The 21,434-nt window shown below is 44.5% G+C and carries 19 protein-coding genes and 1 riboswitch; of the genes, 13 read left to right on the top strand and 6 right to left on the bottom strand.

All coding sequences use genetic code 11. The features are described from left to right. The first annotated feature begins 248 nt into the window (after nucleotides 1–248). Both luxO and luxU read left to right on the top strand, forming a co-directional pair. Nucleotides 249–1,655 (top strand): quorum-sensing sigma-54 dependent transcriptional regulator LuxO, encoded by a 1,407-nt coding sequence (gene luxO, locus B5D54_RS02855; protein WP_078924972.1) that lies wholly within the window; start codon nucleotides 249–251, stop codon nucleotides 1,653–1,655. A gap of 6 nt (nucleotides 1,656–1,661) precedes the next feature. After that, nucleotides 1,662–2,000 (top strand): quorum-sensing phosphorelay protein LuxU, encoded by a 339-nt coding sequence (gene luxU, locus B5D54_RS02850; protein ID WP_078924991.1) that lies wholly within the window; start codon nucleotides 1,662–1,664, stop codon nucleotides 1,998–2,000. Here luxU and B5D54_RS02845 read toward each other — a convergent pair. Next, nucleotides 1,993–2,883: a YvcK family protein gene (locus B5D54_RS02845; protein WP_078924971.1), complete on the bottom strand. Its 891-nt coding sequence runs from the start codon at nucleotides 2,881–2,883 to the stop codon at nucleotides 1,993–1,995. The genes luxU and B5D54_RS02845 overlap by 8 nt on opposite strands. Before the next feature lie 178 nt (nucleotides 2,884–3,061). Then, nucleotides 3,062–3,198: riboswitch (molybdenum cofactor riboswitch) on the top strand. Between B5D54_RS02845 and moaA the strand changes: the two genes are divergently transcribed. The 8 genes from moaA to udp all read left to right on the top strand — a co-directional run bounded on the left by moaA (nucleotide 3,187) and on the right by udp (nucleotide 9,975). Continuing rightward, a complete protein-coding gene (moaA, locus tag B5D54_RS02840) occupies nucleotides 3,187–4,176 on the top strand; it encodes a GTP 3',8-cyclase MoaA (RefSeq protein ID WP_078924990.1) in 990 nt (329 codons plus the stop codon). It overlaps the preceding riboswitch by 12 nt. A 52-nt stretch (nucleotides 4,177–4,228) precedes the next feature. Beyond that, on the top strand, nucleotides 4,229–4,741 hold the full coding sequence (gene moaB, locus B5D54_RS02835; RefSeq protein WP_078924970.1) for a molybdenum cofactor biosynthesis protein B: 513 nt from the start codon (nucleotides 4,229–4,231) through the stop codon (nucleotides 4,739–4,741). A 10-nt stretch (nucleotides 4,742–4,751) separates the two neighbouring features. Next, nucleotides 4,752–5,231, top strand: a complete 480-nt coding sequence (gene moaC / locus B5D54_RS02830; protein ID WP_078924969.1) for a cyclic pyranopterin monophosphate synthase MoaC — start codon at nucleotides 4,752–4,754, stop codon at nucleotides 5,229–5,231. Next, nucleotides 5,228–5,473 carry a molybdopterin synthase sulfur carrier subunit gene (moaD, locus tag B5D54_RS02825; protein ID WP_078924968.1) on the top strand — a complete coding sequence of 82 codons (246 nt, stop codon included), beginning with the start codon at nucleotides 5,228–5,230 and terminating at the stop codon, nucleotides 5,471–5,473. The genes moaC and moaD overlap by 4 nt, the downstream gene beginning before the upstream one ends. A gap of 5 nt (nucleotides 5,474–5,478) precedes the next feature. Next, nucleotides 5,479–5,928, top strand: a complete 450-nt coding sequence (moaE, locus tag B5D54_RS02820; protein WP_078924967.1) for a molybdopterin synthase catalytic subunit MoaE — start codon at nucleotides 5,479–5,481, stop codon at nucleotides 5,926–5,928. A gap of 153 nt (nucleotides 5,929–6,081) precedes the next feature. Continuing rightward, nucleotides 6,082–6,498, top strand: coding sequence for a CBS domain-containing protein (locus B5D54_RS02815; protein ID WP_078924966.1), 417 nt, complete (start codon nucleotides 6,082–6,084; stop codon nucleotides 6,496–6,498). Nucleotides 6,499–6,662: 164 nt separating this feature from the next. Continuing rightward, nucleotides 6,663–8,951, top strand: coding sequence for a zinc/cadmium/mercury/lead-transporting ATPase (locus B5D54_RS02810; protein WP_078924965.1), 2,289 nt, complete (start codon nucleotides 6,663–6,665; stop codon nucleotides 8,949–8,951). A gap of 262 nt (nucleotides 8,952–9,213) precedes the next feature. Then, nucleotides 9,214–9,975, top strand: a complete 762-nt coding sequence (gene udp / locus B5D54_RS02805; protein ID WP_078924964.1) for a uridine phosphorylase — start codon at nucleotides 9,214–9,216, stop codon at nucleotides 9,973–9,975. Nucleotides 9,976–10,023: 48 nt separating this feature from the next. Here udp and B5D54_RS02800 read toward each other — a convergent pair whose 3' ends face one another. Continuing rightward, nucleotides 10,024–10,830, bottom strand: a complete 807-nt coding sequence (locus tag B5D54_RS02800; RefSeq protein WP_078924963.1) for a hypothetical protein — start codon at nucleotides 10,828–10,830, stop codon at nucleotides 10,024–10,026. 218 nt (nucleotides 10,831–11,048) lie between these two features. After that, nucleotides 11,049–13,115 (bottom strand): methionine--tRNA ligase, encoded by a 2,067-nt coding sequence (metG, locus tag B5D54_RS02795; protein ID WP_078924962.1) that lies wholly within the window; start codon nucleotides 13,113–13,115, stop codon nucleotides 11,049–11,051. A 158-nt stretch (nucleotides 13,116–13,273) separates the two neighbouring features. On the opposite strand from metG, the gene apbC reads away from it, so the two are divergent. From apbC to B5D54_RS02780, 3 genes are all read left to right on the top strand, one after another. Then, the gene (apbC, locus tag B5D54_RS02790; protein ID WP_078924961.1) at nucleotides 13,274–14,350 is read left to right on the top strand and encodes an iron-sulfur cluster carrier protein ApbC; all 1,077 of its coding nucleotides are present in this window, start codon (nucleotides 13,274–13,276) and stop codon (nucleotides 14,348–14,350) included. A gap of 218 nt (nucleotides 14,351–14,568) precedes the next feature. After that, nucleotides 14,569–15,210, top strand: coding sequence for a uridine kinase (gene udk / locus B5D54_RS02785; protein WP_078924960.1), 642 nt, complete (start codon nucleotides 14,569–14,571; stop codon nucleotides 15,208–15,210). 87 nt (nucleotides 15,211–15,297) lie between these two features. Further along, nucleotides 15,298–17,412, top strand: coding sequence for an AsmA family protein (locus B5D54_RS02780; RefSeq protein ID WP_078924959.1), 2,115 nt, complete (start codon nucleotides 15,298–15,300; stop codon nucleotides 17,410–17,412). 150 nt (nucleotides 17,413–17,562) lie between these two features. On the opposite strand, the gene cobO is transcribed toward B5D54_RS02780, so the two are convergent. The 3 genes from cobO to B5D54_RS02765 all read right to left on the bottom strand — a co-directional run bounded on the left by cobO (nucleotide 17,563) and on the right by B5D54_RS02765 (nucleotide 21,282). Then, entirely contained in the window at nucleotides 17,563–18,168 is a 606-nt protein-coding gene (gene cobO, locus B5D54_RS02775) for a cob(I)yrinic acid a,c-diamide adenosyltransferase (protein WP_078924958.1), read from the bottom strand. 323 nt (nucleotides 18,169–18,491) lie between these two features. Beyond that, on the bottom strand, nucleotides 18,492–19,760 hold the full coding sequence (locus tag B5D54_RS02770) for an outer membrane protein transport protein (RefSeq protein ID WP_078924957.1): 1,269 nt from the start codon (nucleotides 19,758–19,760) through the stop codon (nucleotides 18,492–18,494). Nucleotides 19,761–20,058: 298 nt separating this feature from the next. After that, nucleotides 20,059–21,282, bottom strand: coding sequence for an outer membrane protein transport protein (locus tag B5D54_RS02765; RefSeq protein WP_078924956.1), 1,224 nt, complete (start codon nucleotides 21,280–21,282; stop codon nucleotides 20,059–20,061). Between the last annotated feature and the right edge of the window lie 152 nt (nucleotides 21,283–21,434).

Genomic DNA, 21,434 nt, shown 5'->3' with positions numbered 1-21,434 from the left:
AAGGACTCTATTGGCTGATATAGTATGAATATAATATTCACTAACAACGTCAGTTGGCTAGGTGACCCGTTAGGGTCATGCCAACTAATGCAGGTTTCATGCCGAACATAAAATGGGGGGCTAGCTATTTATCAGTGCTTTCTGATGGATTCATAGTCTCATTTCTGACAGAATAGCGACAAGGCATTTGCAAAATGCGACTCCCAATGCAATTATTAATCAAAATGCAAATAATAAATGGCTAGGCTATGCAACTTACTGACAATCAATTTAAATCTAAACATCTACTTATGGTGGAGGATACCGCTTCGGTTGCGGCGTTGTATCGTTCTTATCTCACTCCATTAGAGATTGATATTACCATTGTTGGAACAGGACGCGCTGCGATTGAAAGCCTTAATCGACGAAAACCCGACTTAATCTTATTGGATTTACGTCTGCCAGATATGACGGGTATGGATGTCTTGCATGCGGTTAAAGAACGTTCAGCGGACGTTCCTATCATTTTTATGACGGCTCACGGTTCTATTGATACCGCCGTCGAAGCCATGCGGTATGGTGCACAGGATTTTTTAATTAAACCTTGTGAAGCGGATCGTCTGCGAGTTACCGTGAATAATGCGATACGCAAAGCCTCCAAATTAAAAAATAACCCCAGTCATTCAACCAATTCTAACTATCAAGGCTTTATTGGTAGTAGTCAGACGATGCAAGCGGTTTATCGAACGATTGATTCTGCTGCCAGCAGTAAAGCGAGCATATTTATTACAGGGGAAAGTGGCACAGGAAAAGAAGTATGTGCAGAAGCCATTCATGCGGCCAGTAAACGAGGCGAGAAACCTTTTATTGCGATCAACTGCGCGGCGATTCCCAAAGATTTGATTGAAAGTGAATTGTTCGGTCATGTGAAAGGAGCCTTTACAGGCGCGGCCGTGGATAGGCAAGGGGCTGCTGAGCTAGCCGATGGGGGGACTCTGTTTTTAGATGAATTGTGCGAAATGGATTTGGATTTACAAACCAAATTGTTGCGCTTTATTCAAACCGGAACCTTTCAAAAAGTGGGTTCATCAAAAATGCACAGTGTGGATGTTCGCTTTGTCTGTGCGACTAACCGCGACCCATGGAAAGAAGTACAAGCAGGGCGGTTTCGTGAAGATTTGTACTACCGGTTGTATGTGATTCCTCTCCATTTACCGCCATTAAGAGAGCGGGGAGAAGATGTGATTGAAATTGCTTACTCGCTGCTGGGACATATGTCTAAAGAAGAAGGAAAAGAATTTGTTCGTCTTTCGCCAGAAGTGATAGAGCGTTTTAAACATTATGAGTGGCCGGGAAATGTGCGCCAATTGCAGAATGTGTTACGCAATGTGGTGGTGCTTAATAATGGGCAGGAGATTACTTTGCCTATGCTGCCGCCGCCTTTAAATTTACCTCGAATTCAAGAGCGTTCGGTTGCTCCTCAGCCAGTGGATACTGGGCTTTCTGTGCATGACATCTTTCCGTTATGGATGACAGAAAAGCAGGCCATAGAAAAAGCCATCGAAGCGTGTGATGGCAACATCCCACGAGCAGCCAGCTATTTAGACGTTAGCCCTTCAACCATCTATCGCAAGTTACAAGCATGGAATGAGAAAGAACAAGAGAAGGAGCAATGATTGGTTATGGAGTGGATGAACCAATACAAAATTGATCACCTATCACAAGAAATTGGTGCAGAAAACATCCCGATGTTGATCGAGATTTTTCTCGGTGAGTTGGAAGCGTACCAGAAAAATTTAACCAGTGAATCGGTGGATAGCCACCTTGATTACTTGGCTGAGATTAGCCATGCATTAAAGAGTAGTGCCGCCAGTTTTGGCGCAGATCGATTATATGCGAAAGCCCAAATGCTCGATAGTTTGTTTAAGCAAGGAGAAGCGATGGATGAAGCGACGGAAGTGGCCAGTATGATTGATGAACTCAACCATACGGCGAAGCACTATTATCGATTAATCAATTAATTAATTGCTCTTCAATGGCTTGACGAAGTTTAACACGATCATGTCGCCAATCACGGTTGGGAGAAGCTAAGTCTCGAGTGACACAGTTCCATTTGTCGGCTAAATCAGGATGAGGTTCTGCGCCGATAATGACATCAATTTGACGAGCTTGACAGGCGCGTTCACACCACTCTAGCTTTTGTTCTAAGCTCATCCGCCCCGCTGGACCATATTCTGGTGAAAGGTTTTCGACAAAAATCAGTTTAGCACGAACATTATTGGCAATTGCCTGCCCCACCTCAGGTAACAGCAAGGGCGGCATAACACTGGTTAAGAAACTACCTGGACCGAGAATAATGGCATCGGCCTGATCAATGGCATGGACACCTTCTCGAGTTGCTGGTACTTCTGGGTCAAGGTCAAGTCTTAACAAGTCTTGCTTCATTTCATCAACATTGGTTTCCCCTGTTACCCATTTCCCTCCGGTTGATAGAGCGGTTAAATCAGAAGGGTGCTCAGACATCGGAACGATATTGACATCAACTTTTAGCATATTGCGGATAAGGTTGATGGCATCAAGCGGCCTGACAGACAAATGGTCAAGCGCGGTGAGCATCAAGTTTCCTAGATTGTGCCCATTCAGCTCACCTGCACCTTTAAATCGGTATTCAAACATCATTGAACTGATAGAGGGTTCGGTGATCAACTGATTGATACAGTTACGCGTATCACCCCACGCAATGCCACCTTGACAGTGGCGAATACGCCCTGTTGAGCCACCATTATCGGTTGTGGTAACAATCCCTGTGGCATTGGCACCAAACACTTTTAATGCCGCTAACATTCGGCCTAATCCGTGGCCACCACCAATAGCGACCACTTTTTTATGTTCATAGAGGCTCATAAATTTCTTCTTATGCTCAGTGATGGCCTACAATTTAGAGTAATGTCCGTACAGATGGTACTCATTTTGAGGTAATTTGAGGAATGAGTTAGTTTTTTTCGTGCTTGTACTGGAATCACACATAAATATTAAGTATTTTAACGACTAGCTGCAATTGAGTGGGCCTGAGTGACCTCTTTAGTTGCCATAACTCCGAGCTTAGTGTCGCTAAGTCTATAGTGATAAGCGACATAAGCCAGTGACTTCGTGTCACAAGGGCATGATTGGAAATGGTCATGCCTCCCGTATTTGGAAAGGTGTTCCGTGGCGCAACAATTTGAAGATCGATTTCAACGCAAGTTTTATTATTTGCGTTTGTCTATTACAGATGTCTGTAATTTTAAATGTACCTACTGCTTACCTGAAGGCTATCAGCCAGCAGGGAAAAAGAATTCCTCGTTTTTAACCTTGTCCGAAATCCAACGTATTGTCCGTGCGTTTGCCCACTGTGGTACCTCTAAAGTCAGAATTACAGGAGGTGAACCTAGCCTACGTAAAGATTTTACTGAAATCATACACACGGTGGCGAATGAAAAAGGCATTGAAAAAATTGCCACTACAACCAATGGTTATCGAATGGCAAAGGATGTCGGGCAGTGGAAACAGGCCGGGCTTACGCATATTAATGTCAGTGTAGATAGCCTTGATCCTCGAATGTTTCAGCAAATTACGGGTGAGAATCGCTTTTATCAGGTGATGCAAGGGATTGATCGTGCATTTGAAGTGGGCTTTGAACAAGTCAAAGTCAATGTGGTGCTGATGAAAGATTTAAACGCACAGGCGCTACCACAGTTTCTCGCTTGGATTCAGCATCGTCCGATACAATTACGTTTCATTGAGTTGATGCAAACCGGAGAGATGGACTCACTGTTTACTCAGCACCATGTGTCTGGTATTGCACTACGTAATCAATTGATGGCTGATGGCTGGGTACTCAAGGCGCGAGCTCATAATGATGGGCCAGCCCAAGTTTATGTTCATGCCGATTATCAGGGTGAGATTGGGCTCATTATGCCGTACGAGAAAAACTTTTGTCACAGCTGTAATCGGTTACGTATCTCAGCATTAGGAAAATTGCATCTGTGTCTTTTTGGTGAACAAGGCATTCAATTGCGTGATTTACTGCAAGAAGATGAACAACAAGCCGCGTTGATTGAACGCATTCAAACGCAATTACAGAATAAGTCCGAGAGCCACTTCTTGCATGATGGCAATACGGGAATGACACCACATCTTGCTTCTATTGGTGGATAGCTGCACATTGTGGTGGTTTATTAGTCAGAATTAATTATTAAGGTGAGAAACAATGGGGCACGCAGAAAGTAAATTTCAACCCGCTAATATTGCCGTATTAACGGTATCCGACACCCGTACGGAAGACAATGACACCTCCGGTCGTTATTTGGCGGATCAGCTCATAGAAGCGGGGCACACACTGGCGGATAAACAGATTGTGATCGACGATAGGTATAAGATTCGTGCCATTGTTTCGCAATGGATTGCTGATGAGCAAGTTCAGGTTGTACTGATCACGGGGGGAACTGGCTTTACTTCCCGCGACAGTACCCCCGAAGCATTAAAGCCCCTTTTTGATAAAGAAGTGGAAGGGTTTGGTGAGCTATTTCGTATGGTGTCATATGAAGAGATTGGCACCTCAACCATTCAATCTCGCGCTGTGGCCGGTTTTGCTAACCATACGGTGGTTTTTGCTATGCCGGGCTCAACGGGAGCATGTCGAACAGGGTGGACGAAAATCATTAAACAGCAGCTGGACGCTAGCCATCGCCCTTGTAATTTTATGCCACATCTGAGTGTATAAAGGGAGCATAATGAACCAATTTAGCCATATTAATGCCAGCGGTGAAGCAAACATGGTTGATGTGTCTGCCAAGCTTGATACGGTGAGAGAAGCGAGAGCGGAAGCTTACGTACGTATGACTCCAGAAACATTGAAATTGATAGTTTCAGGGCAGCATCACAAAGGTGATGTGTTTGCGACGGCGAGAATTGCGGGAATTCAAGCGGCAAAAAAAACCTGGGATCTGATCCCTCTTTGCCACCCCTTGTTGCTATCAAAAGTGGAAGTGAATCTTGAAGCATTAGAACATGAGAGTCGAGTCCGTATCGAATCTGTGTGTAAATTGGCGGGTAAAACCGGAGTCGAAATGGAAGCGTTAACCGCAGCTTCTGTTGCCGCATTAACCATTTATGACATGTGTAAAGCGGTACAAAAAGACATGGTGATTGAACAGGTTCGTTTACTAGAAAAAGTCGGCGGAAAATCAGGACACTTTAAGGCGGAACAATGATTAAAGTACTTTTTTTTGCACAAACTCGAGAATTATTAGGCTGTGATCACATCGAACTTGAAGCTTGCTTTGAAACGGTAGAAATGCTTCGCCAACATTTATCTCAACAAGAGGGTAAGTGGTCACTCGCTTTACAGGCTGATAAATTGCTCGCTGCGGTTAACCAATCGATTGTCTCGATGGCACATCCGTTACAAGCGGGGGATGAAGTGGCTTTTTTCCCGCCAGTGACTGGGGGGTAATCTTTATGGATTCAAGAGTATCGGTTCAGCATCATGATTTTTCTGTAGCGGATGAATATACAGCGTTAGCACAAGGCAGTGGTGCCGGTGCGATTGTGACGTTTGTGGGAAAAGTGCGAGACATGAACCTAGGTGATGATGTGGTTGGCCTACATTTAGAGCACTACCCCGGTATGACGGAAAAAGCGCTATTGACTATTTGTGATGAGGCACAAAGCCGCTGGCCTTTACAAAAGGTTCGGGTTATTCATCGAATTGGGGATATGGATGCTGGTGAGCAAATTGTGTTTGTTGGGGTCACCAGTGCTCACCGAAATGCCAGTTTTGAAGCTTGTGAATTTATTATGGATACGTTAAAGACCCGAGCGCCTTTTTGGAAAAAAGAGCGCACTACGGAAAGCACTCGTTGGGTAGAGTCCCGAGACTCCGATCACCAAGCCGCTCAGCGCTGGTAACCTTCTCTTGACCAGCACAAGGCTTGTGCTGGTTTCATCTCAGCTTTTTCTTTTCTTCTAATAAGACAAAAAAAAGCGATTTCTATTTAGTAAAATCAAGAAATTAGTCAACACTTACTGTATCGGCGTCGTTAATAACGCAAGGAGACAGTAATGGATTCATTGAAAGTAAGAGATTACATGACCGTTCAAGCGGTCACCTTCACGCCTGAGATGCCTCTGAGTGCCGCGCTTGATCGCGTAATGCATTCCCATCATTTAGGAGGGCCGGTGATTGATGAACATAAACGAGTGATCGGTTTTTTGTCTGAACAAGATCTCCTCGATAAACTGGTTAAAGTCAGCTATTTTTGCCAAGATTCACATATCGTCAGTGACTGCATGCATAAGGAAGTGCTTTTTGTTTCTCCCGATATGTCGATTATTGAGCTGGCCGACATGATGAAAGTCGGCAAACCCAAAGTCTACCCAGTTGTTGAACAAGGTCGGTTAGTGGGCATTATTACGCGACGTGATGTATTGCTCGCCATAGCGAAAAATCTCACGGCTTGTTTTAAGCATCCGGTGTAATTAACTGGCTGATATAACTCTTGTCCCATCAACCGGTTATGGGTTTATGGGGCTGATTCGTTGGTTTATCGGCTTTGTAATAGTGGTCGCTTGATTTATTCCTTGACCTTGGAGGTAACTCCAAGGTGTAAGCTTTATACATACTTAATTAAGGAGTGTTTTCTATGTGTGTAAAGCATCAAGGTTGTTGTTCTGCTCAGTCATCTCATTCCCATCTAGTCTCGTGTTGTTCCTCAACCTCTAATACGGCATCGGTGCCTATTGCCAATGTCTCCGATGCAGAGCGTTGCCATTGTCATGAGGCCGGTTGTGGTGATGGTTCTCCTCCTGAAGAGGAAGAGCCCATTATCTCGAATGCTCAGTACCAGCAAAGCTGGCAGATCTCGGGGATGGATTGCCCTTCTTGTGCTAGAAAAATAGAAACTGCATTACAGAAGGTCAGTGATATTGTCGATGCCAAAGTGTTGTTTGCCACTCAAAAATTAGTAGTGAATTTTAATCAAGTTGAAACAGCGGTTGCTGTGGAACAGGCAGTAATGAATGCCGGATTTGTTATCCAATCACCGCATAATCGCTCATCAGATGAAGAGCAAAATCCCGAACCTTGGCTGCTACAATCTGACAATCTTCGCATCGTGATCATCAGTGCTGCAATGGGTGTGGGGGCCATAGTCTCTCAGTGGTCATCGGAGTGGGCGATGTGGATCTTTACCCTAACCTGTTTATTCGGTCTGTTCCCGATTGCACGTAAAGCAGGGCAATTGGCCAAATCGGGTACGCCTTTTGCCATTGAAACCTTGATGACAGTAGCAGCATTAGGGGCCTTATATTTAGGTGAAACGGCTGAAGCTGCCATGGTGCTACTACTCTTTTTGATTGGTGAACGGCTTGAAGGGATTGCTGCTTCTCGTGCTCGCTCTGGGGTACAAGCATTAATGGCGTTGGTGCCAGAGAGGGCAACCAAAATCGATGAACAAGGTCTGAGAATCTTAGTTTCGGCACAGCAGTTACAACCCGGTGATAAGGTTGAAGTTGCCCCAGGGGGGCGTTTACCTGCCGATGGTATTTTGCTTGAACCCGTAGCTAGTTTTGATGAAAGCGCATTGACTGGAGAGTCGATTCCTATTGAGCGCCAACAAGGTGAGGTTTTGTTTGCTGGATCGCTAGTGGTGGATCGCGTGATCCAGATGACGATTACGTCGAAAGTCGGTGAGAACGCGATTGATCGTATCTTACATCTGATTGAAGAGGCGGAATCACGAAAAGCCCCACTGGAACGCTTTCTCGATAAATTTAGTCGTTGGTATACTCCGCTGATGATGGGGGTTGCACTGCTGGTGGTGATTCTTCCTCCTCTATTGTTTGCTCAACCTTGGGAAATGTGGACATACCGAGGCCTTGCCTTACTACTGATTGCCTGTCCTTGTGCGCTGGTTATCTCAACGCCTGCGGCCATTACTTCTGGTTTAGCCGCCGGTGCTCGGCGAGGTGTGTTGATTAAAGGTGGAGCCGCGTTAGAACAGTTGGGGCGTGTTGAAGTCATGGCATTTGATAAAACAGGCACGCTGACGGAAGGTAAGCCACATGTGACAGACATCATCGATCTGACCGCTTCTGATTTCGAATGGTTAAGTGCGCTCGCAGCGATTGAACAAGGTTCAACCCATCCACTCGCCACATCATTGGTTGAGGATGTACAACGTCGAGGATATTCGATTTCCGAGGCCACCGATAAGAAAGCTTTGGTGGGCCGAGGTATGACAGGTGTGGTTGAAGGGCAGCCATACTCTTTATTGTCACCAAGTAAAATCGAAGGGGTATTGGACTATTCACTTCAAGCTAAGATAGAGAGCTTAGAGAGCGAGGGAAAGACGCTGGCTATCGCTCTTAAAGGTAAGGAGGCCATCGGTATTATTGCTTGGCAAGATACACTACGAGAAGATGCGCAAGTAGCGATTACACAGCTTAAAAAACTGGGTATAGATAGTATTATGCTGACAGGGGACAACGCTCGCAGCGCCGCCGCAATGGCTCAGACGTTATCCATGGATTATCAAGCTGGGTTATTACCCCAAGATAAAGTAACCTTTATTGAACAATTATCTCAGCAACGAGCTGTTGCGATGGTGGGAGATGGGATAAATGATGCGCCCGCAATGAAACAAGCGAGTATTGGCATTGCCATGGGGGGTGGGACAGATGTCGCACTAGAAACGGCAGACGCCGCACTCACCCATAACCGCCTTTTGGAGTTATCGGGTATGATCCAGCTTTCACGGGCAACTTTGAATAACATTCGCCAAAACGTGACGCTAGCTTTAGGACTAAAAGGCATTTTTCTTGTGACCAGCTTACTGGGTATCACTGGACTTTGGGTTGCAGTACTCGCTGATAGTGGTGCAACGGCACTGGTGACGCTTAATGCTTTACGCTTATTGCGTTTTAAACCTTAGTCTGAATCCAAGAATCATCACTGAATAATCTTACGTACTCGATATTTTCATGAGTACGTAAGATAGGCTTGGCAAAATATGGTTCTTAATTGCATCAGTATGGCAAATATGTGTGATGCAAATCGATTTCTTTTGAAAAATTTAAATTTGTTACTTTCGTTGTTGTGATTTGAATCACTTATTGTCGTTGGGGGCTGGGCTAGAGTAGCATGGTACCCAATACTAATGATGTGCTGAATAAGCCACGATAAAGGAGTTACTTATGTCTCAAGCTGTATTCCACTTAGGTGTTACTCAGGCCGATTTGAATGGAGCCACTTTAGCGATCATTCCTGGTGATCCTGCTCGCGTGCAAAAAATTGCTGAATTGATGGATAATCCGGTTTTTTTAGCGAGTCACCGTGAATACACACTCTATCGTGCTGAGTTAGATGGCCATTCTGTGGTGGTGTGTTCAACCGGAATCGGTGGTCCTTCAACATCGATTGCGGTTGAAGAGTTGGCGCAGTTAGGCGTTCGTTCATTCTTACGCGTTGGTACTACGGGGGCCATTCAACCTCATATCAATGTCGGGGATATGATAGTGACCACAGGATCGGTTCGACTAGATGGCGCAAGTTTGCATTTCGCACCGATGGAATTTCCTGCGGTTCCTGATTTTGATGTAGCTTTAGCAATGAAACAAGCGGTAGAAGAAAGCGGAGCCGTTGTTCATATGGGGGTTACGGCATCAAGTGATACGTTTTATCCGGGTCAAGAGCGTTATGATACCTTTACTGGACGTGTCGTGCGCCGCTTCCAAGGTTCGATGAAAGAGTGGCAAGAAATGGGGGTGCTTAACTTTGAAATGGAATCAGCAACGCTATTGACGATGTGTGCCAGTTCTGGGCTCAAAGCGGGTTGTGTTGCTGGCGTGATTATTAATCGGACACAAAAAGAAATCCCTGATCATGCTACATTGAAAGAAACGGAAGCACGTTCAATTAAAGTAGTGGTAGAAGCCGCTCGTAAGATGCTCAAATAAAGAAGTAAAGCACCGCATTCGCGGTGCTTTATTCACATTTTTAGAACCTTAAGCCAAAACCAGTTTCGGCAGAGGTAAGTACAAGCTTTCGGTTAGATCGGCCAACATTTGGTCATACACATCGGCAATACTGAGCGAAATTTCCGAAGTCAGCTGATAAAAGGCTTCTGGTTCCATGTCAAAAGTCCGACTATCGTGAAACTCTGCCAAGCGACGCATGGCTTCGCTGCAAGTGGGGGATGCGATAGAGAGCGGGCTTATCAACGCCAGTTGATTGAGTTTACGGCGTACAGCATCACAATAGTGTTTTAGTCGAGACCGACCCTCTTCGGTGTGCATTTCTTCAATACAGATCCGAAGTTGAGTCAAGGCATCCATGCTATCGAGTACATGTTGCCAGTTCATATGGTACTCATCGCTCAAATCTTCGCGGTTGGATTCGACCAGCCATGCTAGCATCACTTCATCAAGTAAGAATAGGCAGTGGCGGATAGCTTTACCATGCAACATTTGATTGCGAGCCACGCTCCATGTTGACCATTCATTCGTCAGTGCCTTTAACTTTATCTGTAACATTCGATACATCGGCTTATTGTCAAAGTGAGCGGTAGCAATAAGATGCTCTGACTTTTCTTCTATCTGCTGTTGTAAGTGCTGTAATTCGGCTGCACGTTGTTGACCAAACATCAAGCTATGGTGTGTGGCTTGGCGATGCTGACGGCATAAGTACAGTAACTGACGTAAATCAACTAATAAAGAGTACTTTCTTTGTAAAGCGGACTCTTTTTGTTTTGCAAAGAGAAATATCAAATACAAAACAGAGACAGAGATAAACATTGAGATAAAAACAAACATAAGCCACTCCTTGATTATGTTGGTTACCACTAAAGGAGTAGCACGCTTGATGCCAATATCTTATGTTTTTTAAATCAATAGCTTAAAATCTTCCCCTAGAAAAACTCGCACCGTATTGGTGCGTAGTGCCCGAAAAAAGTGATAGGGGATACAAAAAAGCCCCTAATACTGGTGAGTCATAGGGGCTAACGAAATAGAATTAACGTGCTTTGTGTGGATTACATCACACGCATGCCCGGTTGAGCCCCTTCATGCGGCTCTAAAATCCACAGCTCACTGCCACCAGGGCCAGCAGCAAGAATCATCCCTTCGGACATCCCAAACTTCATCTTCCGAGGCTTAAGGTTAGCCACTACAACGGTATATTTACCGACCAGATCTTCGGGGTGATAAGCGGCTTTAATTCCAGAGAAAACTTGGCGAGTTTCGCCGCCAATATCTAATTGGAACTTAAGCAACTTATCGGCTTTCGGAACGGCTTCGCAAGCAATAATTTTCGCAATGCGTAAATCGACTTTAGCAAAATCATCAAATTCAATTTCTGCAGCGATGGGATCTTTGCTTAATTCCGTTTGCTGTGTTTTTGGCGCCGCGGCTTCTGTGGCGGCTTTTTCAGCAGCAGCTTCTTGTTTTGATTCCTCAATCATGGCTTCAATATGCTGAGGATCAATACGATTAAACAAGGTTTTAAATGCAGTAATTGGATGATTAGTCAAAGGGTGAGCCATGCCATCCCAAGTCAAGGTTTGGTTTAAGAAAGCTTCAGAGCGTTCAGCGAGTGACGGCATCACAGGTTTTAGATAGGTCATCAGTACGCGGAATAGGTTAATACCAACAGTACAGATCTCTTGCAGTGCTTGATCTTGCCCTTCTTGTTTTGCCACCACCCAAGGGGCTTTTTCATCCACATATTGGTTGGCTTTATCCGCTAGTGCGGTAATTTCACGAATAGCACGGCCAAATTCACGGTTTTCATACAATTCGCCAATGCGTTCCGCGGCAGCTGTGAACTCACGGTAGAGCTCAGGCTCGGCAAAATGGTCGGATAATTTGCCTTCAAAACGTTTGGCGATAAAGCCCGCATTACGAGAGGCTAAGTTAACAATTTTATTCACCACATCGGCATTAACGCGTTGTGTAAAGTCTTCCAGATTCAAATCCAGATCATCAATTCGGTTGTTGAGTTTTGCGGCGTAATAGTAACGTAGACACTCAGGTTCAATGTGTTTGAGGTAAGTACTTGCTTTAACAAAGGTCCCTTTCGATTTAGACATCTTCGCGCCATTGACCGTAACATAACCGTGTACAAAAACATTGGTTGGTTTACGGAACCCACTGCCATCTAGCATGGCGGGCCAAAATAGGCTGTGGAAGTAAACAATGTCTTTACCGATAAAGTGATACAGCTCCGTTTGGCTCTCTTTATTCCAATACTCATCAAAATCGAGATCCGAACGTTTGTTACAGAGGTTTTTAAATGACCCCATGTAGCCGATAGGGGCATCTAACCAAACATAGAAGAATTTATTCTGCTCACCTGGGATTTCAAATCCGAAATAAGGTGCATCACGGGAAATGTCCCATTGTTGAAGGCCTGATTCAAACCATTCTTGCATTTTATTCGCGGTTTCTGTTTGCAGGGAACCAGAACGTGTCCACTCTTTGAGCATGTTTTCAAACTGAGGAAGATCGAAGAAGAAGTGCTCCGAATCTTTCATAATGGGGGTGGCACCAGAAACAGCGGAGCGAGGGTTAATTAGCTCGGTTGGACTGTAGGTTTCGCCACAAGCATCACAGTTATCGCCGTATTGATCTTCTGACTTACACTTTGGACAGGTACCTTTCACAAAACGATCCGGTAGGAACATTTCTTTTTCGGGATCATAGAGTTGAGAAATAGTACGGCTAGAGATAAAGCCATTTTTTTTCAGTTGTAGATAAATATGAGAGGCAAGCTCACGGTTTTCTTCACTGTGTGTGCTGTGATAGTTATCAAAACTGATATCAAATCCAGCGAAATCTTTTTGATGCTCTTCGCTGACTGCGGCGATCATCTCTTCCGGTGTGATACCCATCTGCTGTGCTTTAAGCATAATTGGCGTGCCATGAGCGTCGTCTGCACAGATGAAGTTTACAATATTGCCGCGTAGGCGTTGGTAACGCACCCAAATATCCGCTTGGATATGCTCAAGCATATGGCCTAAGTGGATTGAACCGTTAGCGTACGGAAGGGCACAAGTTACCAGCAGTTTCCTTGGAGAAACATTTCTTGGTTCAGTTGCCATACTTAATTATTCGCTATATTTGATAGGTATTGAAAGTAATGGTTAATACTACCTGATGACGCTACCAACGCCAAGGCAAGAGTCGTGATAAGGCCTTAACTTTTTTAGGGTTCAGTGTCATGAAAGAGAGTGGTAGCATGAGCAAAAAAGGAGGGCTTATGCTCACATTTACGTCCAAACACGATTTTTGCTCTTGGCTGACTCAGTTTTCTCATTCCAACCTGATTGAAGATTGGGCGCATTCTCCGAACGTCGTCAAAGTGAGTCCAACGGGGACGTTTGAAATAGCGATCCCTTTTGCCGCTAAAGCACTCATTACTCAGTTACAACATTGGATTGATCAACAGCAAATTGCGCAAGAGGTTGCGCCTTTTGAGTACCATATTTCTGTGGTTCCTAAGGCTTTAGTGACCCCAGTGACCAATAGTGTGAAAGGGGTTAAGAATATTATTGCCGTCACCTCTGGCAAAGGGGGGGTAGGCAAATCCACCACGGCAGCAAACCTAGCACTTGCAATTGCAGGCAGTGGGGCGAAGGTTGGTTTGCTCGATGCGGATATTTATGGACCTTCTGTTCCTATGATGTTTGGTATGCTAAGTGCTAAGCCTGAAGTGAGAGATAACAAGTGGATGCAGCCAGTAAAAGCGCATGGCATTTATACCCATTCTATCGGTTATTTAGTTGATAAAGCGGATGCGGCCATTTGGCGAGGCCCAATGGCGTCGAAAGCGTTATCCCAACTGTTGAATGAAACCGAATGGCCAGATCTGGATTATCTGGTGATCGATATGCCGCCGGGTACGGGAGACATTCAATTGACGCTCTCTCAGCAAATTCCAGTGACAGGGGCGGTGATTGTGACAACCCCCCAAGATCTAGCCCTAGCTGATGCTCGTAAAGGTGCGGCTATGTTTGAGAAAGTGGCAGTGCCTGTGGTTGGCTTAGTGGAAAATATGAGTTACCACATTTGTCGCCATTGTGGAGAAAAAGAAGCGATCTTCGGCGTGGGTGGAGCACAAACATTAGCGGGAGAATATGGCTTAGCTTTATTGGTACAGATCCCTTTGCATATTCACATGCGAGAAGATATCGACTCAGGTACGCCAACGGTTATGGCTCGCCCAGAGAGTGAACATAGCGAGATCTTTTATGATCTCGCTGAGCGCATTTGTGCCAGCTTATATTGGCAAGGTAAAGCAAAGCCCGAGATGATTGACTTAACCTTGGTTGATTAAGTCGTTTATGTTAGCGGTGTTTGAATGCACCGCTTCATTTTATCCCTTACAAAACTTTCAGTTATCGCTAGGTAATCGTTTGCGTTGTTGTCATTTTATTCAAGCCGAGAAATTACTGATATTTTACCTCTTTACGAACTGGTATCTATAGAGTGAACTCCCTATAATCAGGCGGTTTATCTTCATTCCTCACATACACGTATCGGGTACACTGAACCATGTCTGATAATAATCAATGCGTCATCGTCGGTATTGCTGGCGCTTCTGCTTCTGGGAAAAGCCTTATAGCGAGTACCATTTATAATGAACTTCGCGCAAAAGTAGGCGACCATCAAATCGGTGTGATCACGGAAGATTGCTATTACAAAGACCAAAGCCATCTGAGTATGGACGAACGTGTCAAAACCAATTACGACCACCCGAATGCTTTAGATCACGATCTATTATGTGAACATCTACAAGCTTTAGTGCGAGGTGAAGCGGTAGAAGTTCCAGAATACAGCTACAGTGAACATACCCGCACCGCGAATACCACGCTTTTGACCCCGAAAAAAGTCATTATTCTTGAAGGGATTCTACTGCTGACTGATCCTCGTTTACGTGATTTAATGCACGCCTCCATTTTTATGGATACCCCGCTAGATATATGCTTACTACGCCGTGTAAAACGTGATGTTGAAGAGCGCGGGCGAACCATGGATTCTGTACTAAAGCAGTATCAGAAAACCGTTCGTCCGATGTTTTTACAATTTATTGAACCCTCAAAGCAGTATGCCGATATTATCGTTCCGCGTGGTGGGAAAAACCGCATTGCGATTGATGTGTTGAAAGCTCATATCGCTAAGTTGCTAAAATCGTAAAATTAACCGATAGTTGACTTTATATTTGGTTGTATCAGTGGCACTTTAAGTGCCACTTTCTTTATCTCGTCAAGCAAGGAAAAGCAGATGAAAAAACTGTCCCTCTTCATTGCTGCGCTGCTGGTTCTGGTTGTAGGTGCCATCGCTGCGCTAGTTATTTTTGTTAATCCTAATCAATTTAAACCACTGATTGTGGAACAAGCTAAAAAACACACGGGGCTTGAACTGGTGATTGATGGGGATATCCGTTGGACGTTCTTCCCATCAATGGGTTTAGAGTTAGGAAGAACAGAACTGAAAAATCCTGCAGGTTTTAGCCAAGCGAATTTGTTTAAAGTAGAGCGTGTTGGCATTGATATCTCGGTTATACCTCTCCTTAGTAATCAGTTACATATTGGTAATGTTTTGTTAGACGGTGCTGAAATTTATCTGGAAACATTGAAAGATGGCCGTTCAAACATAGATAGCTTAACTCAGCTATCCACTACTGAAGAGACGAAATCAGTACCGGCTAAAGATACCCCAGTGGAGAAAGAAATCGAACCGACAGTGACTGAAAATGCTTGGGAAATTAACTTAGCAGGTGTCACGGTTAAGAATGCTCGGTTGGATATTCAAGACAATCAAGCGGCAACGCATCTCAAACTCTATGATGTTCAACTAACGGTGTCTGAGTTTGCCGCAAATAGATGGACCAAGGTCGATTTCTCTGCACAAGGTAGCAATAACTCGCAGCAATTTGGGGCTACGGGTAAAGCAGAAATTAAACTATCAGAAGATTTCAAACAGTATGCTCTGCGTAATATTGCCTTGAATGCACATTTTAATGATGCTGCCACTCAGATAGAGGCAATGAAACTGGAACTGGCGACTTTTGAATTTGATAAGGCCAACTCGCTGGCTTTCTCTATGCAAGGAAAAGCGGCGGATTTGCAATTGGATGTGACAGGAAAAACAGCCTTAGTGGTTGATTCTGCGATTTCAACCATCTCTATTGATGAATTAGATCTGCTTGCCCATTTGCAAGGCGAAGCCTTACCTCAGTCGCCAATGAAAGTGGCAATGAATGCTTCTTTCTCTTTTGATATAGCGAAAAACTCACTCAATCTGGTTCTAGAAAAACTGGCCGCTAACGCACTGGAATTGTCGGGAAAGGCGAGTGTGAAGCTAACCGATATTCCACAAGTTCGCTTTACGTTACACAGTCAACATATCGACCTTGATGAATTTTTGGGGCTAGGCCAATCACAAACGGATCCGGTTGGTGATGCTCAACCGACTCAGAGTTTGCAAACAACGTCATCAGCGTCAGCACAAGAGGTTGAACCTGATTTATCAGCCTTGAAAGGGGTGGATATGGCTGGGCAAGTTACGATCGACCAATTAAAAGCCGCCAATGCCAAACTGCAGAATGTACAGACTCGTTTCTCTGTGAATCGTGGTGTGATTGACCTCAGTTCTCTGACGGCTGAACTTTATCAGGGTAAAGTGCAAACCAGTGCCCAGATTGACGCTCGTCAAACCCCCGCCACTTATCATGTGAAAAAAACGATAACAGGAGTAAAAGTACAGCCTTTATTAGTCGATGTGCTGAACAATGACATGCTAGAAGGGACGGGTAACATTGAAGCTGATATTCAAGGAAAGAGCCTAACTCCGACGGGGATTCAGCAAAATCTCGTAGGTACTGTTGCGATTAAATTTGCTGATGGTGCTGTCAACGGGATTAACGTTGCTCAGTTGATTCGGACTAACTATGCCAAGATCAAGGGCCAAAGCTTAGATGAATCGGATGCGGTGAAGAAAACCGATTTCAGCGCTATGAGTGCGACGCTGAAACTGAACAAAGGGGAAGTTTCCACCTCCAATTTAACCATGCAATCTCCACTACTGCGTATTCACGGAGAAGGTAAGGCGAATTACTTACAAGAAACCGTTGATTTTCTTGTGCGGACATCGATTGTTGGAACACTAAAAGGTCAAGGTGGGAAAGATATTGATGAGCTGCGTGATGTGACGGTGCCCATTAATATTTCTGGTCAATGGGCTGACCCTAAATTCCGCTTGGTGTTTGATGATGTATTGAAACAAAAAGCGCAAAAAGAGATCGACCGAGGGATAGAAAAATTGGGTGATAAAATCCAAGACGAAGAAACCAAGCAAGCGGTAGATAGTTTGATTAAAGGTTTATTTAAGCGCTAAATGGGATAATTCGGCCTTCAACCTGTCAAATCATGATGCTATCCGATTTGACAGGTTGATAGCACTCGCTACTATCCCATTTTTGCCTGTCTTTATAAGAGAATGATGACCAGCTAACGACGAGCTTGCTGTTGCCGCTCGCTCTGAATCTTACCAATCAACACCTTGTAATGCTTTTATTCCAGCATCGAAGGCGTGCTTAACGTTTTTTACTTCTGAAACCGTATCCGCCATCTCAATTAAGGTACGATGGGCTCCTCGACCGGTAATGATCACCGACTGCATCGCGGGACGCGTATTGAGAGCTTCGATAACGTCATCTAAGTCAATATAACCGTAGCTGACCATATAAGTCAGTTCATCAAACAAGACGACATCCAATGTGGTATCTTTAAGCATTCGTCGGCACTCTTGCCATACTTGTTGCGCGGCTTGGGTATCGGCTTGCTTATTTTGTGTATCCCAGGTAAACCCAGTGGCCATGACTTGAAATTCTACCCCGAGTTTTTCTAAGAGGTTTCGTTCACCGTTCTCCCATGTACCTTTGATAAATTGTGCAACGGCGCATTTTTTTCCGTGCCCAACGGCACGGGCAATGGTTCCAAAACCAGAAGTGGATTTTCCTTTGCCATTACCAGTAATAATCAGCAATAGTCCTTTTTCTTCTTGTGCTTGCGCAATACGGGCATCGACCTGTTCTTTCACTTTTTGCTGACGTGCTTGATGTCGTTGCTGTTTAATGTCGTCATTGGACATGGTTGATCTCTTTCCTTTGCTATGGATGGGCTTCATAGTAGCTTAACTTCACGGTATGAAACACCAAGTAAACCTAAGGGTTTGATAGCCGTAGTTGAAAGCTTGAAATGATGAGAGGGTGGAGAAATTGAGAGAAGTGTTAATTTCATCAAAATAACGATTGCGTCGCATGATACAACAGTGGCGCTAAAATATTGGCAGTGAACGTAATAACCGACTACGGTTAAATAAACCACTGATTGATACACCTTTGCTTGCACCCAAAGACTGAGGTTTTCCCCTCAGTCTTTTTCTTTGTTTCTGATACAGGCTGGTGAACTTAGCTAGAAACGGTAACTGGCTTGAACCCCCACTAGCCAGACATTACCACTGACTTTACCCGTGTATGTGCCTGCAAGTGATGCAGCTGTATCGTCGGATGTTTCCCTAGGCTCATATAGAGAGGCTTTTTTCGCAAAGATATAAGTAAAGCCTGCATCAAGCGTGAGCTGTTTTGTTGCCTGATAACCGGCACCGATACTTAACCAAGTCCGATCCGTTTCTGGAATGGTTGCGGTACGAAAACGGGTACTGACTGCCGATAAATCATAAGCAACCCCAGCGCGTAGCGTGAGGTCTTGATCCCACGTATAGCTTGTGCCCAGTGCAAAACGATAGCTGTCTTTCCAGTTTTCCGACTTGATTAAATCACTGGAACCATCATTAAACTCAGCCGTGAGTTGATCAAAGCTGCTCCAATCTGTCCAGTTAATGCTGCTGTGAATCGCCCACTGTTCGGTAAGCTGATGAAAGCTCGCTAGCTCTGCGGTGGCGGGTAATGTGACGGCAAGCTGTCCGGGCTTATAGTTACCATAAGTTATACCTTCCGCATGGCCTTCAAAATCCATCACCACTTCTGATTTATAGCTAAAGGCAACTCGGTGTTGTGGATGAATCTGCCAAGCAGCTCCGATTTGCCAGCCCCAACTGGTGTCATCGCCTTCCATATACTTTAAGGTTGAACCTTGGGGAAGGGATAATGCGTTTGTCTCAGGTACACTAGCACCAAAATGCCCTTCCCCCATAACGTATCGAACACCACCACCAACGCTGACGGTTTCAGTTAATTGATAGCCCAAGTTTAGGTTGGCTTCCATTGTTTTGATCATCGCTTCATCACCAAAATGACTGGCTGCAAAGCCTGATAAATCGGTTTCCATGCCATAGTTGGTCCCTAGTGCTAAGCCTAAGAACACGCGCTCATTCAACTGATAAGAGAAATAAAAATTTGGGACAACCGCATCATTGGCATAGTCAGAAGCATTAGCGTGAGAGAGGGCGTTGTTAAAATTGACGGTACCCTCTACATCGACATTGGGGTTAACATAAATTGCTCCCGCAGAGACTTGTGTACCTGAAAGATAAGTTAGCATAGCTGGGTTGCGCCATTGGGCACTCGCATTATCAGCCATCGCGGCTTCTCCTGCGTACGCTCGGCCTAAGCCCGTTGCTGAATATTCTGCCAATTGAAAACCCGCTGCAAAGGAGGCTGAGGAAAGTGTCATAAAGCTACAAGCGATGGCCGTGGAGAGAAAAGTACGATTTGTTTTCATTGTTATGTTCGCTGAAATTATCTAGTCAATGGGCGAAAAGTCTAAAGGCTAGAGAAGTGTGATAGCAATGAAAAATAATAATAAGCTTTTTTTTAGACTTATTTGCTAAAAAATTAATTTATTAAGTGTTTTTATCTGTTTGTTTTTACTCAGTGGTTTAGTTTCAGCGTACATATGTAGGGTGTAACTGGGCTAAAACAGTACAAGTGTTCGCTTGAAATGATATAAGGAAAGGGCAGGAAATAACAAAAGGGCTGAAAGTTCAGCCCTTTATCATGGAGTAGACAAGAGTAATTAATTAGAAAGTGCGGCTATATTGTAAGCCCATTAGGATAGCATCAGCTCTAGTTGTACCTGAAATGGAAGAAAGTTCTACCGCAGAATTCAGCGGGTGTTGTGTGCTCTCATTCACTTTGACATCTTTACCCATTAAGTAAGTAAAGCCGAAATCAACATTGGATTTTTCATCAATTTGATAGGTAAAACCCGCAGAGAACCATTGACGATCAGAGTCAGGAACAGATATCGAGGTGATCTTATCTTGTGCACTGGTATCATACATATAGCCTGCACGTAACGTCCAATCACGGTTCAGGTAGTAGGTTCCACCAATTGAATAGTGCCAGCCATCTTGCCATTCGTATGCTTTTTCAGTGATAGTTTGATTCTTAAATTTCAACTTATCAAAATCACTCCATCCTATGTATTGGACGCTGTAGTGAATGGCAAAGGGGCTGTTTTCTAAGCGGTGGTATCCTGAGAATTCAGCCATGTCAGGCAATGGAAGTTTGACTTCTTTATCACCATCTTTCGCTGTGATTTCTGGAGTATAACGATAAGATAACCCGAATCGGTTATTGTCATTTAACTCAAAAACCGTACCGACATTGAAACCGACCCCAAAGCCATCTGCTTTATTGATATTGACGACTTCAGTTCCACCTAAACCTGCGCTCATAGAGCGTTTTAGTGTTCCTTGACCATAAATAAGATCGAGGCCAGCCCCTATACTCCATTGTTCATTGAGACGGTAAGAGCCAGAAATACCCAAATTCGCGCTGAGAATTTCAGTTTCTCCTCCGTATTCACCTCCAGCGTAGGAATTACCAAAGTCGGTGCGGGTACCAAAGTTCGAATAAGCATTTACTCCCCATGCAAATTTTCCACTAAGTGGGACAATTAAATGAAAGTTGGGAGCAACTGATGTTCCACCTGCATCATCATAGTTAGCATTGGCTGAACCTGTTGCGAGGCTAGTATAAGTTGCATCTTTTACATCGATCATGGTCGTAATTGTCTCAAACCCTAGCGATAAAGATGTTTTATCAAAGAGGGCCATTGCTGCTGGGTTGCGAGACATGACGGAAGCATTATCGGCGATAACGGCATCGCCAGCAAAGGCGCGGCCTAGGCCTGTGGCTGATTGTGCGTTGAGCTGAAAACCCGCCGCGATAGCTTGCTGGGTAGCAAGGGAGATTGTCACTGCTAAAAGTGACTGTTTAAACAGACGCGTCTTATTCATTAGACTTTTCCTTTGTTATATCGCCTCTAGTGGGCGTTGTGTTGAGTATTTACTCATTTGGTGGCTGATACTAGACGCTAGTATAAGAGATAGAAATCCGACCATTGGATAATGAGAGATTAAAGTTTCACAAATGCTACCCAATTGGCATT

This window comes from Vibrio cincinnatiensis DSM 19608 (genome assembly GCF_900167345.1).
GTDB classification, from domain to species: domain Bacteria; phylum Pseudomonadota; class Gammaproteobacteria; order Enterobacterales; family Vibrionaceae; genus Vibrio; species Vibrio cincinnatiensis.
Note: the sequence above shows the minus strand (reverse complement) of the source record. Positions and strands in the feature narration are given on the sequence as shown.

Coding starts and splice junctions, on each gene's coding strand:
- luxO (WP_078924972.1), top strand. CDS start 249: ATGCAACTTACTGACAATCAATTTAAATCTAAACATCTACTTATGGTG.
- luxU (WP_078924991.1), top strand. CDS start 1,662: ATGGAGTGGATGAACCAATACAAAATTGATCACCTATCACAAGAAATT.
- B5D54_RS02845 (WP_078924971.1), bottom strand. CDS start 2,883: ATGAGCCTCTATGAACATAAAAAAGTGGTCGCTATTGGTGGTGGCCAC.
- moaB (WP_078924970.1), top strand. CDS start 4,229: ATGGGGCACGCAGAAAGTAAATTTCAACCCGCTAATATTGCCGTATTA.
- moaC (WP_078924969.1), top strand. CDS start 4,752: ATGAACCAATTTAGCCATATTAATGCCAGCGGTGAAGCAAACATGGTT.
- moaD (WP_078924968.1), top strand. CDS start 5,228: ATGATTAAAGTACTTTTTTTTGCACAAACTCGAGAATTATTAGGCTGT.
- moaE (WP_078924967.1), top strand. CDS start 5,479: ATGGATTCAAGAGTATCGGTTCAGCATCATGATTTTTCTGTAGCGGAT.
- B5D54_RS02815 (WP_078924966.1), top strand. CDS start 6,082: ATGGATTCATTGAAAGTAAGAGATTACATGACCGTTCAAGCGGTCACC.
- B5D54_RS02810 (WP_078924965.1), top strand. CDS start 6,663: ATGTGTGTAAAGCATCAAGGTTGTTGTTCTGCTCAGTCATCTCATTCC.
- udp (WP_078924964.1), top strand. CDS start 9,214: ATGTCTCAAGCTGTATTCCACTTAGGTGTTACTCAGGCCGATTTGAAT.
- B5D54_RS02800 (WP_078924963.1), bottom strand. CDS start 10,830: ATGTTTGTTTTTATCTCAATGTTTATCTCTGTCTCTGTTTTGTATTTG.
- metG (WP_078924962.1), bottom strand. CDS start 13,115: ATGGCAACTGAACCAAGAAATGTTTCTCCAAGGAAACTGCTGGTAACT.
- apbC (WP_078924961.1), top strand. CDS start 13,274: ATGCTCACATTTACGTCCAAACACGATTTTTGCTCTTGGCTGACTCAG.
- udk (WP_078924960.1), top strand. CDS start 14,569: ATGTCTGATAATAATCAATGCGTCATCGTCGGTATTGCTGGCGCTTCT.
- B5D54_RS02780 (WP_078924959.1), top strand. CDS start 15,298: ATGAAAAAACTGTCCCTCTTCATTGCTGCGCTGCTGGTTCTGGTTGTA.
- cobO (WP_078924958.1), bottom strand. CDS start 18,168: ATGTCCAATGACGACATTAAACAGCAACGACATCAAGCACGTCAGCAA.
- B5D54_RS02770 (WP_078924957.1), bottom strand. CDS start 19,760: ATGAAAACAAATCGTACTTTTCTCTCCACGGCCATCGCTTGTAGCTTT.
- B5D54_RS02765 (WP_078924956.1), bottom strand. CDS start 21,282: ATGAATAAGACGCGTCTGTTTAAACAGTCACTTTTAGCAGTGACAATC.